This is a genomic window from Paeniglutamicibacter sp. MACA_103, from assembly GCF_045798555.1.
Lineage (GTDB): Bacteria > Actinomycetota > Actinomycetes > Actinomycetales > Micrococcaceae > Paeniglutamicibacter.
In genome coordinates this window covers 1-16,098 of sequence record NZ_JBIXLN010000049.1, presented here as the reverse complement: position 1 = coordinate 16,098, position 16,098 = coordinate 1, and the positions used below count along the sequence as shown (strand labels likewise).

Annotated in this window: 13 protein-coding genes; 5 read left to right on the top strand and 8 right to left on the bottom strand. The window is 64.8% G+C overall.

Annotated features, from left to right (window positions below):
• Positions 1 to 123 precede the first annotated feature (123 nt).
• Positions 124 to 1,239, bottom strand: a complete 1,116-nt coding sequence (pstS, locus tag ACIPVK_RS18505) for a phosphate ABC transporter substrate-binding protein PstS (RefSeq protein ID WP_407613452.1) — start codon at positions 1,237 to 1,239, stop codon at positions 124 to 126.
• 225 nt (positions 1,240 to 1,464) lie between these two features.
• On the opposite strand from pstS, the gene ACIPVK_RS18500 reads away from it, so the two are divergent.
• The 3 genes from ACIPVK_RS18500 to disA all read left to right on the top strand — a co-directional run bounded on the left by ACIPVK_RS18500 (position 1,465) and on the right by disA (position 5,232).
• On the top strand, positions 1,465 to 2,592 hold the full coding sequence (locus ACIPVK_RS18500) for an FUSC family protein (protein ID WP_407613451.1): 1,128 nt from the start codon (positions 1,465 to 1,467) through the stop codon (positions 2,590 to 2,592).
• Between the two features lie 55 nt (positions 2,593 to 2,647).
• A complete protein-coding gene (radA, locus tag ACIPVK_RS18495; protein ID WP_407613450.1) occupies positions 2,648 to 4,036 on the top strand; it encodes a DNA repair protein RadA in 1,389 nt (462 codons plus the stop codon).
• Between the two features lie 119 nt (positions 4,037 to 4,155).
• Positions 4,156 to 5,232 (top strand): DNA integrity scanning diadenylate cyclase DisA, encoded by a 1,077-nt coding sequence (disA, locus tag ACIPVK_RS18490; RefSeq protein WP_407613449.1) that lies wholly within the window; start codon positions 4,156 to 4,158, stop codon positions 5,230 to 5,232.
• Positions 5,233 to 5,263: 31 nt separating this feature from the next.
• Here disA and ACIPVK_RS18485 read toward each other — a convergent pair whose 3' ends face one another.
• Positions 5,264 to 5,890 (bottom strand): hypothetical protein, encoded by a 627-nt coding sequence (locus ACIPVK_RS18485; protein ID WP_407613448.1) that lies wholly within the window; start codon positions 5,888 to 5,890, stop codon positions 5,264 to 5,266.
• 103 nt (positions 5,891 to 5,993) lie between these two features.
• Between ACIPVK_RS18485 and ACIPVK_RS18480 the strand changes: the two genes are divergently transcribed.
• Positions 5,994 to 6,989, top strand: coding sequence for an A/G-specific adenine glycosylase (locus ACIPVK_RS18480; RefSeq protein WP_407613447.1), 996 nt, complete (start codon positions 5,994 to 5,996; stop codon positions 6,987 to 6,989).
• A 28-nt stretch (positions 6,990 to 7,017) separates the two neighbouring features.
• Here ACIPVK_RS18480 and ACIPVK_RS18475 read toward each other — a convergent pair whose 3' ends face one another.
• The 5 genes from ACIPVK_RS18475 to lysS all read right to left on the bottom strand — a co-directional run bounded on the left by ACIPVK_RS18475 (position 7,018) and on the right by lysS (position 12,537).
• Positions 7,018 to 7,524, bottom strand: coding sequence for an amino-acid N-acetyltransferase (locus ACIPVK_RS18475; protein WP_407613446.1), 507 nt, complete (start codon positions 7,522 to 7,524; stop codon positions 7,018 to 7,020).
• Between the two features lie 132 nt (positions 7,525 to 7,656).
• A complete protein-coding gene (locus tag ACIPVK_RS18470) occupies positions 7,657 to 10,170 on the bottom strand; it encodes an ATP-dependent Clp protease ATP-binding subunit (RefSeq protein WP_407613445.1) in 2,514 nt (837 codons plus the stop codon).
• Between the two features lie 227 nt (positions 10,171 to 10,397).
• The gene (locus ACIPVK_RS18465) at positions 10,398 to 10,718 is read right to left on the bottom strand and encodes an Lsr2 family protein (protein WP_407613444.1); all 321 of its coding nucleotides are present in this window, start codon (positions 10,716 to 10,718) and stop codon (positions 10,398 to 10,400) included.
• 120 nt (positions 10,719 to 10,838) lie between these two features.
• Positions 10,839 to 11,015, bottom strand: coding sequence for a hypothetical protein (locus ACIPVK_RS18460; RefSeq protein ID WP_407613443.1), 177 nt, complete (start codon positions 11,013 to 11,015; stop codon positions 10,839 to 10,841).
• A 1-nt stretch (position 11,016) separates the two neighbouring features.
• Positions 11,017 to 12,537, bottom strand: coding sequence for a lysine--tRNA ligase (lysS, locus tag ACIPVK_RS18455; protein WP_407613466.1), 1,521 nt, complete (start codon positions 12,535 to 12,537; stop codon positions 11,017 to 11,019).
• A 97-nt stretch (positions 12,538 to 12,634) separates the two neighbouring features.
• Here lysS and ACIPVK_RS18450 point away from each other — a divergent pair, with 97 nt between their 5' ends.
• The gene (locus tag ACIPVK_RS18450) at positions 12,635 to 13,510 is read left to right on the top strand and encodes an alpha/beta fold hydrolase (protein WP_407613442.1); all 876 of its coding nucleotides are present in this window, start codon (positions 12,635 to 12,637) and stop codon (positions 13,508 to 13,510) included.
• Between the two features lie 64 nt (positions 13,511 to 13,574).
• On the opposite strand, the gene ACIPVK_RS18445 is transcribed toward ACIPVK_RS18450, so the two are convergent.
• Positions 13,575 to 15,578, bottom strand: coding sequence for a M13 family metallopeptidase (locus ACIPVK_RS18445; RefSeq protein ID WP_407613441.1), 2,004 nt, complete (start codon positions 15,576 to 15,578; stop codon positions 13,575 to 13,577).
• Positions 15,579 to 16,098 lie beyond the last annotated feature (520 nt).

The following is a 16,098-nucleotide window of genomic DNA, read 5'->3' as shown; positions in this document are numbered from 1 at the left end:
CGGCTCTGGGGGATCGAACGGCCGGTCGCGCTGGGATGGTGGAGGGGGTCAAGTCAGATGCTACTGCGCCTTCCGGGGATATCGAAGCAAGACATCGATATCCCCGGAAGGCATTACTGCAAGTTAGGACGCGACCTTGATCGAGTCAATTGCCTTGATGGCGGCTTCGCTCATCTTGGCGGACAGCGGGGCGTTGCCGGCGGAGCCTGCCGCCTGCTTCTGGCCTTCCTCGGAGAGCACGTATTCGCCGAAGCTCTTGACGAGGTCAACCGTGGCCTGGTCCTTGTAGGTGGAGCAGAACACGTGGTACGAGACCAGGATGATCGGGTAGGAACCCGATTCGGTGGTGTCGCGCTTCAGGTCCAGGGACATGTCCAGCGCGCCGCGGCCTTCGACCGGGGTGGCTGCCTCGACGCCCTTGGCTGCCGCCTCGGGGGAGATCTCGGTGAACTCGTCGCCGACCTTCACGTTCACGGTGCCGAGCTTGCCGACGGCGGAGAAGTCGGCGTAGGTGATTGCACCCTCGGTGGCGGTGGTGGTTGCCACGACGCCGGAGGTGCCCTTGGCGTTCTCGCTGGCCAGGTCCTTGGGCCAGTCGCCGGAGACGTCGTAGGTCCAGACGTCCTTCGCGGCGGCCGCGAGGTAGTCGACAAAGTTCTCGGTCGTGCCCGACTCGTCGTTGCGGTGCACCACGGTGATGGCGGTGTCCGGGAGGCTCACGCCTTCGTTGGTCGCGGCGATGGCCGGATCATTCCACTTGGTGATTTCCAGCTTGAAGATCTTCGCGATGGTGGCTGCATCAAGGTTCAGGGTTTCGACACCCGGAAGGTTGAAGGCAACGGCGATCGGGGAAACGTAGGCCGGGACGTTGAACGCGCCCTCCGGACCGCAGATCTCCTTCGAGGACTCGACTTCCTCGTCCTTCAGGTAGGCATCCGAGCCTGCGAACTGCGCGCCGCCAGCCAGGAAGGCCTTGCGACCGGCGCCGGAGCCATCCGGGGAGTACTGGACCATGGTGCCGGCGTTGGCCTGCTCGAAGCCGGCCTTCCAGGCTTCCATGGCGGACTTCTGCGAGGAAGCGCCGCTGCCGGTCAGGGTGCCGGAGACTGCTGCTGCGGACGAGTTGCCGGCGGCGCCGGTTTCGGCCGTGGCGGTCGGGCTGTCCGAGCCGCAAGCGGTCAGGGCCAGTGCGGCGACGGTAAGAACTGCAGCCGCGCTGCCAATGCGATGAAGCTTCACGAGTTATCCTCTTTCACATGCCTGTCGTTGACGAACCGTGTCGTCCTGGTTTTTCCCAAGGATGCGCACACAGGCACATCGCTTCAATACGAAACTAGGCCCCGGAAGTAACCAGCACTTCCGACGAAGGTGAACGCAAGGTGAACAAGGCCGCCCGGGCCCCGTGTTTCGCATCACGATTCACACTTGCAAGTGGTATTCGCGGGCCATGACAGACTGTTGTCCATGGGTATCGGATCATCGGCGGGAAGCGCGTGGACCTTCGTCATGCGCCGCAACCGCGTTGGCGTGCGCCGCGTGGGAACCTCGTTCCCCAAGATCATCCAGATGACCGTCTCCGCGGTGCTGGCCTACTGGATTGCCGAGCAACTCCTGGGGCATGTCGACCCGATTTTTGCCGCGACCAGCGGGCTGCTGGTGCTGGGTTTCGGCACCCAGACCACGGTGCGCCGCTCCCTGGAAGTCGCCATTGGCTGCACCCTGGGCGTGGCCGTCGGCGATTTGCTCCTGACCTTTCTCGGCAGCGGCCTGTGGCAGGCTGCCCTGGTCCTGCTGCTGTCGCTGGTGATCGCCAGGTTCCTGGATTCCGGCCCCATCTTCTCCACCCAGCTGGGCCTGCAATCGGTGCTGGTGGTGCTGCTGCCCATCGGTGCGGCGGGCCCGTTCAGCCGTTCCATCGACGCGGTGGTCGGTTCCCTGTGCGGCCTGTTGATCATGATGGTCTTTCCCCGCGACCCGCGCCGCACCCCCATCGCGGAACTGGGCAAGCTGTTGGGCGAGCTCGCCGGCATCCTGCACGAATGCGGGCGCGCCGTGAGCAACTCGGACACCACCCTGGCGTTCCACGCGCTGGTTCGCGCCCGCGGAACCCAGAAGCTCATGGACTCCCTGCCCGCGGCGCTGAACATGGCCCGCGAGGTGGCCACCCTGGCCCCCGCACACCGCCGGCACCGCCCGGACCTTGAACGGCTGAAGGTCGCGGCGGAAAAGACCGACCTGGCGGTGCGCAACTCCCGGGTCCTGGCCCGGCGGCTGACCACCGTGATCACCCACGGTGCCCTGACCGACCACGGGGTCGAGTCCGTGGCGAGCCTGTTGACGGAACTCGCCGAGGCGGTCAACGCCTTGGGCTACGCGGTGCTCGAGACCAAGGAATCCGGATACCGGAAAGCGGTGGGGCGCGCCCGGCGCGAGCTTGCCGAATGCGCGGCCCGGCTGGATCCCACGACCCTGCAGGTCAGCGGCCTGCAGGGCGAAGGAATGGTGCTGCTGCTGCGCCCGTTGGTCGTTGACCTGCTCGAGGCCACCGGCACCAGCCACGAGGAAGCCGTGGCCCTGCTGCCGCGCCTGTAGCGTAACCCGCCGCCGCGGACCCAAAGCGGGGGTGCCGGGCGCTAGCATCGAAGACATGGCAAAGAGCACCCGCACCAAATCCACCCCCGCTTACCGCTGCGCGGAATGCGGGTGGAGCGCCGTCAAGTGGGTGGGGCGCTGCGGCGAATGCCAGGCCTGGGGCACCGTGGAGGAAATGGGCGCCGTCACGGCGAAGACCACCGCCGCCTCCAGCATTGCCGTCCCCGCCCAGCCCATCGGGGAGGTCGACGCGACCGCCGCGTCCTATCGCCCCTCCGGCGTGGAGGAACTCGACCGGGTGCTCGGCGGCGGGCTGGTGCCCGGCGCCGTCATCCTGCTGGCCGGGGAGCCCGGGGTCGGCAAGTCCACGCTGCTGCTGGACGTCGCGGCCCGCGCCGCGCGCACCGACCGCAAGGTCCTGTACATCACCGGCGAGGAATCCGCCGCCCAGGTCAAGGTCCGCGCCGAACGCATCGACGCGATGGCGCAGACGCTCTACCTCACCGCCGAGACCGACCTGGGCATAGCCCTGGGCCAGGTGGAAAAGATCGAGCCGGAACTGCTGATCATCGACTCCGTGCAGACTCTGGCCTCGAGCGAGGTCGACGGGACCGCCGGCGGCATCTCGCAGGTCCGCGAGGTCGCCGCCTCCCTGATCAACGCCGCCAAGCGCCGGAACATGACCACCATCCTGGTCGGACACGTCACCAAGGACGGCTCGATCGCCGGGCCCCGGCTGCTCGAGCACCTGGTGGACGTGGTGTGCCAGTTCGACGGCGAGCGCCACTCCCGCCTGCGCCTGCTGCGCGCGCTGAAAAACCGCTACGGCCCCACCGACGAGGTCGGCTGCTTCGATTTGACCGAGGGCGGCATCGAGGGCCTGGCCGACCCCTCGGGGCTCTTCGTCACCCGCACCAAGGACCCGGTGCCCGGCACCTGCATCACCGTGACCCTCGAGGGCAGGCGCCCGCTGGTCGCCGAGGTGCAGACCCTGCTCTCGCGCGCCGCCAGCGCCATCCCGCGCCGGGCCACCAGCGGCCTGGATGCCGCGCGCACCCAGATGATCCTGGCGGTGCTCCAGTCCCGGGCGCGGATGGAACTGGGCGGACTGGATTCCTACGTGGCCACCGTGGGCGGGGTGAAGCTCAGCGAACCGGCCACCGACCTGGCCACCGCCCTGGCACTTGCCTCCTCCATGCACAACCACCCGCTGCCGCCGCAGTTCGTGGCCTTCGGCGAGGTCGGGCTGGCCGGCGAGGTGCGCCCCGTGCCGGAGATCGGGCGCCGGATCATCGAGGCCGAACGCCTCGGCTTCCGCTACGCCATGGTGCCCGCATCCCCGCAGCCGCCGAAGAACATCCCCGACTCGATCCGCGTCTTCACGGTTTCCTCGGTGCACGAGGCACTGGACATCGCCTTCGAGCAACGCGTCAAAACCGGGTAATCCCTGTTCTTTCGGTAACAAAGGATGCCGAACTCCCGCTACGGAGCGCATTTCCGGGCCGGCGGCACCCGCCTGGGCAATACCATGGGTAGTAGTCACCCCTTGGAAGGAACTCGCCCATGTCGAAGAGCCCCGAAGATGCGCTGCGCACCACCCTGGCCCGTGTTGCACCCGGAACGGAGCTGCGCGACGGTCTGGAACGCATCCTGCGCGGCCGCACCGGTGCGCTGATCGTGCTGGGACACGACAGGGTGGTCGACTCGATCTGCTCCGGCGGCTTCGACATCAACATCGCCTTCTCCCCCACGCGGCTGCGCGAACTGGCCAAGATGGACGGGGCCATCGTCTGCGACAGGGACGGTTCCAACATCCTGCGCGCCGGGGTGCAGCTGGTCCCCGACCACGCCATCCCCACCCAGGAATCGGGCACGCGCCACCGCACCGCCGAACGCGTCGCCATCCAGACCGGCTTCCCGGTCGTCTCGGTCTCGCAGTCGATGCACATCATCGCGCTGTACGTCCAGGGCATCCGCTACCTGCTCGAGGGCTCCGAGCCGGTGCTGGCCCGCGGAAACCAGGCCCTGGCAACCCTGGAACGCTACCGTTCGCGCCTCGACCAGGTCACCAGCGCCCTCTCCGCGGCGGAGATCGAGGCGGTTGTCACGGTCCGCGACGTCGCTGCGGTGCTGCAGCGCCAGGAAATGGTCAGGCGCATTTCCGAGGAGATCGCCCAGTACGTGCTCGAGCTGGGGGCCGACGGGCGGCTGCTGGCGCTGCAGCTCGACGAGCTCTCCGCCGGGCTGGGCCCCGGCGCCGACCTGCTGCTGAAGGACTACTCCACGCTGGGCGGCGAGGAGCTGGACATCGAGGCGGCGCTGAAGAAATTGCAGAACCTCGATTCCACCGACCTGATCGACCTCGGCAAGTTCGCCGCCATCCTGGGCATCAGCCCCGGCATCGATTCACTCGAGGCGGTGATCACGCCCAAGGGCCACCGGCTGCTGGCCGGCATCAAGTCCGTCCCCCGGGCCGTGGCCGACAGGCTGGTCAACAACTTCGGCGGCCTGCAGCGCCTGATGGCCGCCAACATCGAGGACCTGATGGCGGTGGACGGGATCGGCGAGCAACGCGCCCGCACCGTGCGCGAGGGCCTCTCCCGCGTCGCCGAAACCTCCCTGCTCGACCGCTTCCTCTAGAGACCGCCTGCCCGCCTCCGGACGCAGGAAGCTACCGCAGCTCGAAGCGTGCGGTCTCGCTGCTCACGTCCCCCAGCTTCGCGGTGAAGCCGTAGGTTCCCGGACGCGGCTTGGCCGCCACGAACTTGCAGCCCGGCGCGCTGCGCACCCGGGTCCAGGTGAAGCGGGCGGTTTCACTGGCGCCCGGCTTGACCATGATCTCGGTGTCGGTGGGGTCCTCCACGCAGTCCGAGGTGGAGAAGATCCGGTCGGCGCCGCTCATGACGGAGAAATCCTGCTGGCTGGTGCCCACGTTGACCATGCATTCGGTGCTTCCCGCGTTCTTGATGGTCATCACCAGCACCGGGTTGTCCGCCGGCCCGTGGGTGGCCTGGGCAGTGGACGCGGTGACGACCACATCGCCCTCGACGCATTCGGCGGGTTCGGCGGACGCCTGCGCGGAAGGATCCGCGGATGCCTGCGGGGATCCGGTGCCCGTCTGGCTTGCCACCGGCGCCGGCGCCGCCTCCGGGACGGAGGGACGCAGCAGCGAGGCGATGCCGAATCCCGCCCACGTCAAGAGCCCGACGAGAACGAGCACCATGATGAGCACCGCGAGTCGACGACGCCGATAGACCCGTGCGGAGGGACGGGTTGAACGGACCTGCTTTTGTGCCATACCTCAAGGCTACGAAGCCAAGGGTTCCGCGGTCGACTCCCACGCCGCCAGCTAGAGTGATATCGCCAGCATTTGCCCCGAAACACAAAGGACCGCCCCCACCGTGCCCCACCCCGACCTGGAGAAGATCCACCACGACGTCACCGCGTGGTACGCCGCGAACGCACGCGAGCTGCCGTGGCGCGGTGCCGCGGCCGACCCCTGGGCGGTGATGGTCTCCGAGTTCATGCTGCAGCAGACCCCGGTGGTGCGGGTGCGTCCGGTCTGGGAGGCGTGGATGGAGCGGTGGCCCACCCCCGCGGCGCTGGCGGCCGAGCCGGTCGCCGAAGCGGTGCGGGCCTGGGGGCGCCTGGGGTATCCGCGCCGGGCCCTGCGCCTGCACGCGGCCGCCGTGGTCATCACCGACGTGCATGGCGGGAAGGTCCCGGGGACCGAGGCCGAATTGCTCGCGCTGCCGGGAGTCGGAACCTACACGGCCGCGGCCATCGCCTGCTTCGCCTTCAAGGTCCCCACGGTGGTGGTGGACACCAACATCCGCCGCGTCCATGCCCGGCTCATCAGAGGCAGGGCGCTGCCCGAACAAAACCAGAACGCCGCGGAACTGGCGCTGGCCGCGCGGCTGCTGCCCGCCGCCGGGGAGGGCGACAACGCCGGCACGGCGCTGGCCAACGACTGGAACATCGCGGTGATGGAACTCGGTGCGCTGGTGTGCACCGCACGCTCCCCGCGCTGCGAGGACTGCCCCGTCGTCAACCAGTGCGCCTGGATCGCCGCCGGGCGCCCCGAACCTCACTACAAGCCCAAGGGCCAGCCGTGGCACGGGACCGACAGGCAGTTGCGCGGGGCCATGATGGCGGTGCTGCGCCATTCCGCCGCCCCGGTTCCCCGCGGCGACCTGCTGGGGGCGCCCGATCTGGCCGTCGCGGCAGGCGAACCGAGGATCGCCGTTTCCGCCCGACAGGGAGATGCGGCGCACGAGGCTTGGGTGACCCTACATGCGCTTGACGCGCCCGCGGAACAAAGCGAACGCGTCCTGGCCTCGCTATTGGCCGACGGCCTGGCACAGCACTCCCCCGACGGCATCAGCCTGCCGCACTAGGAACCGGGAGCCCGCCGTGCCGCGCGGGCTAGACGTGGGTGATCATCCGGGTGTTGCCCAGCGTATTGGGCTTGACCCGCGCGAGGTCCAGGAATTCGGCCACGCCCTCGTCGGTGGAACGCAGCAGCTCGGAGTAGACCTCCGGGTCGACGGCGCTTTGCTCGGCCATCACCGTGAACCCGTTGCGCAGGAAGAAGTCGACCTCGAAGGTCAGGCAGAAGACCCGTGAGACGCCCAGCTCGCGTGCCTCGTCGAGCAGCTTCGCCAGCAGCCGGTGCCCCACGCCGTGGCCGCGCCAGGCCGAGTCCGTGGCCAGCGTGCGGACCTCGGCGATGTCTTCCCACATGACGTGCAGTCCGCCGCAGCCGATGACATTGCCTTCGGCATCCTCGGCCACGATGAATTCCTGCAGGTTCTCGTAGTAGGCGACGGCTTCCTTTTCCAGCAGCACGCGCTCCTCGGCCAGCGGCCTGACAAGGTCGCGGATGCTTTTCACATCGCTGGTCTTCGCACGCCTGACGGTAAAGGATTCCATCTTTGTATCCTATGCCCGGCGCGGGCGCCCACCGTGAATTGTGTAGCCGGGCCCGAGGCGGCCGGGCGCACAAACGCCCGGTGCCGGCATCCGTGGGGATGCCGGCACCGGGCGTCGTTTACTTGTTGCCGATTAGCCCTCGATGGCGACCGGTGCGGACTCGCCCTCGATCTGCGGGGTTCCGCCTTCGCCGTGGAAGGTGAACGTCGCGTCGTCGCCCTCGCCCTCGACGTCGACCTTGATGTGCTGTCCGGAGACCAGCTCGCCGAAGAGGATCTTCTCCGAAAGCTGGTCCTCGATGTCCCGCTGCATGGTGCGGCGCAGCGGGCGGGCGCCCATGGCCGGGTCGTAGCCGCGGGTCGCCAGCAGGACGCGGGCTGCCTGGGACAGCTCGATGGTCATGTTCCGGTCGACCAGGCGCTTCTTCAGGCGGCCGAGGAACAGGTCCACGATCTCCACGATCTCGTCCTGGGTCAGCTGCGGGAAGACCACAACGTCATCGACACGGTTCAGGAACTCGGGGCGGAAGTGCTGGCGCAGCTCTTCCTGGACCTTGGCCTGCATCCGGTTGTAGCCGGTCTTGGTGTCGGAGGACGACTGGAAACCGGTCATCACACCCTTGGAGATGTCGCGCGTGCCAAGGTTCGTGGTCATGATGATCACGGTGTTCTTGAAGTCCACCACGCGGCCCTGGGAGTCTGTCAGGCGGCCATCTTCCAGGATCTGCAGCAACGAGTTGAACAGGTCCGCGTGGGCCTTTTCGACCTCGTCGAAGAGCACGACGGAGAACGGGCGGCGGCGTACCTTCTCGGTGAGCTGGCCGCCTTCCTCGTAACCGACGTAGCCCGGAGGGGCACCGAAGAGGCGCGAGACCGTGTGCTTTTCCGAGTACTCGGACATGTCCAGGGTGATCAGTGCGTCTTCCTCACCGAAGAGGAATTCCGCGAGCGCCTTGGCCAGCTCGGTCTTGCCGACGCCGGTGGGACCGGCGAAGATGAACGAGCCGCCGGGGCGGTTCGGGTCCTTCAGCCCAGCACGGGTGCGGCGGATGGCCTGCGAAATGGCCTTGATTGCCTCGTCCTGGCCGATGACCCGCTTGTGCAGCTCATCTTCCATGTTCAGCAGTCGCGTGGACTCTTCCTCGGTCAGCTTGACCACCGGGATGCCGGTGGAGTTGGCCAGGACCTCGGCGATCAGGTCGGCATCGACCTCGGCGATCTCGTCGAGCTCGCCGTTCTTCCAGGCCTTTTCCTTCTCCGCGCGGGCTTCCTGGAGCTTGCCTTCCTTGTCGCGCAAGGAGGCGGCACCCTCGAAGTCCTGCGCGTCGATGGCGGCTTCCTTTTCCAGGCGCACCGTGGAGATTTCCTCGTCCATCAGCTTGAGCGCCGGAGGGGCGGTCATGCGGCGGATGCGCAGGCGCGCTCCGGCCTCATCGATCAGGTCGATGGCCTTGTCGGGAAGGAAGCGGTCGGAGATGTAGCGGTGCGCCAGCTCGGCGGCGGCCACCAGGGCGCCGTCCGTGATGGAGACGCGGTGGTGCGCCTCGTAGCGGTCACGCAGCCCACGCAGGATCTGCGTGGTGTGCTCCACCGACGGTTCCTTGACCTGGATCGGCTGGAAACGTCGCTCGAGGGCGGCATCCTTCTCGATGTGCTTGCGGTACTCGTCAAGCGTGGTGGCGCCGATGGTCTGAAGTTCACCACGGGCAAGCATCGGCTTGAGGATGGAGGCCGCGTCGATGGCGCCCTCTGCCGCTCCTGCACCGACAAGGGTGTGGATTTCGTCGATGAAGAGGATGATGTCGCCGCGGGTGCGGATTTCCTTGAGGACCTTCTTCAGGCGTTCCTCGAAGTCACCGCGGTAGCGCGAACCGGCAACCAGCGAACCAAGGTCAAGAGTGTAGAGCTGCTTGTCCTTGATGGTTTCCGGGACATCCCCACGCACGATCGCCTGGGCAAGGCCCTCGACGACGGCGGTCTTGCCGACACCCGGTTCGCCGATGAGCACGGGGTTGTTCTTGGTGCGGCGCGAGAGGACCTGCATGACGCGTTCCATCTCGAATTCGCGGCCAATGACCGGGTCGAGCTTGCCTTCGCGGGCTGCGGACGTAAGGTTGCGGCCGAACTGGTCGAGCACCGCCGAACCGGCCGGGGTGCCTTCGCTCTGTCCACCGGAGCTGACGCCGGCACCTGCGGTTTCCTTGCCGCCCTGGTAACCGGAGAGCAGTTGGATGACCTGCTGGCGCACGCGGGACAGGTCCGCGCCGAGCTTCACGAGGACCTGGGCTGCAACGCCCTCGCCCTCGCGGATCAGGCCAAGCAGGATGTGCTCGGTGCCAATGTAGTTGTGGCCCAGCTGCAGCGCCTCGCGCAGAGAGAGTTCCAGAACCTTCTTGGCGCGCGGCGTGAAGGGGATATGCCCGGAAGGTGCCTGCTGCCCCTGTCCGATAATCTCTTGGACCTGCTCACGCACGGCGCCAAGGGAGATGTTCAGCGACTCAAGGGCCTTGGCCGCTACTCCCTCGCCTTCATGAATGAGGCCGAGCAATACGTGCTCGGTTCCGATGTAGTTGTGGTTGAGCATGCGCGCCTCTTCTTGGGCAAGCACGACAACGCGACGGGCACGGTCGGTAAATCTCTCAAACATGCGGCACACTCCTAGCTAACACGTATTTCGATGCTACGCATCAAATTAGTGCTCGTGTTGGATGTTCGCCCAAGGGATAACATTGTTCACCCTCGGCGTTCTTCTTCGGATTAATCGACGAGGGGGACCGGATCCATTCAATGGATCCGATCCCCCAGCGTTAATTCCTTATCCCCACAGCGGCCGGGAGCCCGCGGGCTCACCAGAAGTATCAGGCGTCGAAAGTTCTACTTGGATTTGGAGCGAGACTTTTTTGCCTGAGCAGCGTGGTAGGCGGCGATGACATCGGCCTGCAAGCGTCCACGGGCGTTGACCTTGACGTTGTTCTCCTTGGCCCAAGCGCGAATGGCCGGAGCTTCCTTCGGGGTGAACTGCTTCGAGGTGCGCGCGACCTTGATGTAAGGCTTGAAAGCCTCGCGGAACGCCTCTGCATTTTCCTCGTTGAGGTCGATTTCGTAGTGCTGTCCGCCGATGCCGAATACGATGGATTCGCTTGCCTCGGAACCATCGATATCATCAATCAATGCAATTTGGACCTTACGTGCCATTTGCTTCTCCTTGCCGTGGTGGGAATTCGCATGAACACATTAACGGTTTGTGCCCTTGCGTGTACCCATATCATAATCACAACTATGGATCATCCAGCAAGTGGGAATTCAGATATTAGGCTAATTATCAGCTTTCGGGCTTTTGTTGTCCTCGCGCTGCGCGGCTAATTTAATTTGCTGGTCCACTTCGGCTTCCGCAGCACGTTCGGTGCGATCCACATTGGATACCGCACGCATGACAAACCAAAAGACCAGCGCAACAACAATTGTCGGAACAAGGGCCTCGATATACGGCATATTAAGCCTCCGGCTTGAGCAGTGGGAAGAGGATGGTTTCTCGGATTCCGGTGTCGGCGAAGAGCATGACCAGTCGGTCAATGCCCAGACCAATGCCACCCATAGGCGGGGCGCCGTATTCAAGCGCGCGCAGGAAGTCCTCGTCCAGCTGCATGGCCTCGTCATCGCCGCCGGCGGCCATGAGAGACTGCGCAGTCAGGCGTTCGCGCTGGATCACGGGGTCGATCAGCTCGGAGAACGCGGTTCCGCGCTCCATCCCGCCAATGATCAGGTCCCAGGCTTCAATGATTCCCGGCTCGCTGCGGTGCGGACGGGCCAACGGCTGCGCAGCCGGTGGGTAGTCGTAAACAAAGGTGGGGTTGATGAGAGTCGGTTCAACGATTTCACCGAACAATTCAATGACCAGTTTTTCGGCTTCCCATTTTGGATCGACCTTTACGCCGTGCTTTTCAGCAACTGCGCGCAGGGTTTCCGCATCCGTTTTGGGCGTGATTTCCTGGCCGACACCTTGGGAAAGCCCGGGATATACACCCAGCCAAGCCCATTCGCCATCAAGGTTTATGGTGCCCTTTGACGTTTCGATTTGGCGGCCGGCGCCGACGGCGTCGGCGGCATTGAGGATGATCTCCTTGATGCGGTCGGCCATCACGAATTGATCGGCATATGCCTCATATGATTCCAGGGTGGTGAACTCCGGGGAGTGTGTGGAATCCACGCCTTCGTTGCGGAAGATCCGCCCCAATTCAAAGACTCGGTCAATGCCGCCGACGACCGCACGCTTGAGGAAAAGTTCGGTGGCAATACGCAGCGTCATTGGCTGGTTAAACGCATTCAAATGCGTCTCGAATGGACGGGCCGAGGCGCCACCGTGAATCAGCTGAAGCATCGGCGTCTCAACCTCGACGTAGTCACGCGCATGCAGGGTGTCTCGCACCGCACGCGTGATCGCCGCGCGCTTGTAGACCATCTCCCGAGCCTCGTCACGCACGATCAAATCGGCGTAGCGCTGGCGGACTCGGGTTTCCTCGTTCAGGTCAGCGTGCAACACCGGCAGCGGGCGCAGCGCCTTGGATGCCATCTGCCAATCGCTGGCCATGACCGAAAGTTCGCCACGGCGCGAGGCGATGACTTCACCGGTGATCAGGACGTGGTCCCCCAGGTCGACAAGGGCCTTCCAGTCGGCCAGTCGATCCTCTCCCACGTTGGCGAGAGACAGCATGGCCTGGAGCCTGGTGCCGGCACCTTCGGGGCCGCCTTCCTGCAAGGTGGCGAAGCACAGCTTGCCGGTGTTGCGCATGAAGACGATACGTCCCACGATGCCAACCTGGACGCCCGTGGCGGTGTCAGGGGCGAGGTCCGGGAATTGTTCGCGGATCGCATGCAGCGAGTGAGTCCGTGCGACGCCCACTGGATAGGCTTCTTCTCCACGGGCCAACAAAGCGGCGCGCTTGTCCATACGCACCTGGCGCTGGTCGTTGGTCTCGGTGGCGTTGGCTACTGGGGCAGTTTTTTCGGCAGTCACAATATCCAATTCTAGTCCGAATATTCTGCGCGCGGGCTGAGAGGTGTGGAGCAACACCCTAAGGTCTTTTTCGTGCCCGGAATAGGATGGAGTGATCATGGAAGAAAGTATTCTGCAAACACCTGACGGCGGATCCCTGGCGCTGTATTCATATGGCAACCCGCACGCTCCGGGGCACCGCCGGATCCTGGTGGTGGGGGGAGCGTTCCTGACCGCACTGATCTACCGGCCGTTCGCCGCGGCCCTCAGTGCCCGCTTGGGTGAGGACTGGACGGTGGACGTCTACGACCGCCGTGGGCGCGGCAATTCCACCGAGCAGCCCGCCGACTATTCAATGGACACCGAGATCGCCGATGTGGCCCTCATGCTGGGGCACACCGGGGCGCAAAACCTCTTTGGGCATTCCCTGGGCGGCTCGGTGGTTCTCAACGCAGTACGGAACTTCCTGGATCCCGTCGTCCACCACTGCCCCGATCTGGTGCCGCGGCGCCTGGCCGTCTATGATCCGGCCATCAACCTCGATGGTTCGATCGATACCGGGTGGCTGGAGTCGTTTTCCAAGGACGTGGAGGCAGGAAGGAACAGTCGCGCACTCGCGCGCATGCAACGTGGCATGAAGTTCTCCCCGACGCTGAGCAAGGTTCCCGAGCCCATCCTTGCGGCGTTGCTCGCCGCGACCTCACGCACCAAGGCCGGAAAACTTGCCCGCACGATGCTGCCCAGCGGGGTGGGCGAGCTTCGGGCCGCCCTTGAAGAGTCGCAACCCGCAAGCAGCTTTGCGGCTCTTCCGCCCAACACTCATTTCATGGCCGGTGCCAAAAGCGCAGAGTATTTTCGATCGACGGCGCGCAAACTGCATGAGGTCGTGCCGGGATCCACGTACCTTGAAACACCCAAGGGCATCCACGGTTCCGTTCCGGTCGCGTTCAAGGCCTTGCTCGACGACATCGGCGACTATTTCACGAGGTCGTAGCCCCATGTAAAAATGCTTTGCCTCCCCCGCGCCCGAAGGGCAGGGGAGGCAGAAGCATCGGCGGTTACCAGATCTTGACGCGGTCCTCAGGCGCCAGCCACATACCGTCACCGGGCTTGGTGCCAAAGGCCTCATGGAACGCATCCATGTTCTTGGGCACCTGGTTGCAGCGGAACTCTCCGGGTGAGTGCGGATCGGTGGTGATGCGGGTGACCATGGTCTCCGGACGGGTCAGCGTGCGCCAGCACTCGGCCCATGAATAGAAGAACCGCTGGTCGCCGTTCAGCCCGTCGATCATCTCATCGGATTCCACACCCCGGGCCGCCAGATCCAGCTTATAGGCGGTGTAGGCGATGCCCAGGCCGCCCAGGTCGCCGATGTTCTCGCCGAGGGTGAGCTTTCCGTTGACGTGGTGCTCCGGCGCCTCCGGGGGCACCAGGGCATCGTATTGGTCAACGAGCTTGCCGGTGAGCTTTTCAAAGGCGGAACGGTCATCGTCGGTCCACCAGTTCCTCAGCTCGCCGGTGCCATCAAACTGGGAGCCTTGGTCATCGAAGCCGTGCCCGATCTCGTGTCCGATCACTGCACCGATGGCACCGTAGTTGGATGCGGCGTCACGGTCGGCGTCGAAGAAGGGCGAGCGCAGGATTGCCGCAGGGAACGCAATTTCGTTCAGCAATGGGTGGTAGTAGGCGTTGACCGTTTGCGGGAACATGAACCAAAGCTCCCGGTCCACACCGTCGTCGATCTTCTTCAATTCCCGCAGGAATTCGAATTCATTTGCCGCGGCGATATTGGAAATGACATTGTCTGCCACGGTGGAAATGGCGGAGTAGTCGATCCATTCGTTCGGGTAGCCGATCTTGGGGCGGAACATGGACAGCTTTTCCAAGGCCCTGTCCTTGGTGTCCGGGCTCATCCACTCCAGCTCACCGATGGACTGGCGGTAGGCGCCGATGAGGTTGGCGACCAATGCGTCCATCTCGTCCTTGCTGCGCTGCGGGAAATGCTCGGCAACGTAGAGCTGGCCGATGTCTTCGCCTACCGCGCCCTCGGTGAACGCCACTCCACGCTTCCAGCGCTCGCGCAGCTCCTGGACCCCGGAAAGCTTTGCGGAGTAGAAGGAGAAATTCTCGTTGACAAATGCGCTGGACAGGTAGGGTGCGTTCGAGCGGATGAGCTGCACTGCCAGCCAGTGCTGCCATGAAGCCAGCGGCTCACTGTACAGCACCTGCTCGAGTCCCTTGAGGTAGCTTGGCTGCCAGACGTCGACCTCGGCGAAGTACTTCTCCTCGATGCCGGCCCCGGCAAGCCACCCGGTGAGGGAAGGAACGTGCTCGAGCAACGTCGATGCGGTCATGAGGTTGTAGCGGGCCTGCGCATCGCGACATTTGACCCGGTCCCAGTGGTGGGATGCCAACGCGCTTTCCAACGCGACCACATCCCGCGCCGCAGCCTCGGTGTCGGTCAGTTCCCCGAGTGCGAGCAAACGGCCGAGGTGCTCCTGGTACTCGCCCAGCAGCTCGGCGAACTGCTCTTCACGGTAGTAGGACTCGTCAGGAAGCCCCAGTCCGCCCTGGATCAGGGTCAACAGGTTTCGTTCAGGTGATCCGGCATCGGAGCTGGCACCGGCCTGGATGAATCCGGAAACGCCACGGCGGTAGAACGATCCGCTGAGGCTGATCAGTTCACCAATGGTCGTGGTGGCGTAGATGGCTGCCAGATCGGAGCGGATGGGTTCAACGCCGCTGGCTTCGATTCGCTCTTCATCCATAAAGCTCTCATAGAGGTTTGCGATACGTTCCTTGCGTGTGTCCACGGTTCCGTCGGCTCCGCGCAGGCTCTCCTGGGCGGCCTCGATGATGACCCGCACGGCTGCCTCGGAATCGTCGCGCAGCGCCATGAAGGAGCCGTAGCTGCCTTGATCCGCCGGTATCTCTGCAGTGGTGAGCCAGGCACCGTTGGCGTGCCGATACAGGTCGTCCTGCGGCCGGACGCTGTTGTCACGGTAGTTGGCGCTTGCCGTCGGCTTCGCGGCGTTGGTTGCAACTGACGAATCGGTGCTCATGTTTGTCCTATCCATTCATCCGCGCGCACGCCGTGTCCGCTTCTGTCATCGCGGGCCGGCTCGCGTCGACGCCGCGGGAAGCGCAAGGGCATACGCATCGTGTTCCACGTCTCAACGATTCACTGTACGCGTGTGAAGTAAGAATTTGAGATCATTTTCGTCGGTTACTCCAGCGGTGAAACGCAATCGGCGCAGCGTCGGTGTTTTCCCGAAGCGCCAACGACCGCATCGGGGACCCTGCCCGGCCGCGCAAGCAAGCATCCAGGAGATGCACAAGGTTATCCACAAGCTGTGGATTGCTGAGACGTATCCACATTGTGTGGATAACTCCGAGGCCGACGAAGAGCCGTGCGCCAATTTTCGGACCGGCCCTGCGGCGTTTTTGAATGTGGCCGTTAAACATCGGAACCCCTGAACAGGACTGTTCAGGGGTTCCGGGACGTGTTGTCCGGCGGTGACCTACTCTCCCACACCCTCCCGAGTGCAGTACCATCGGCGCGGTGGGTCTTAGCTTCCGGGT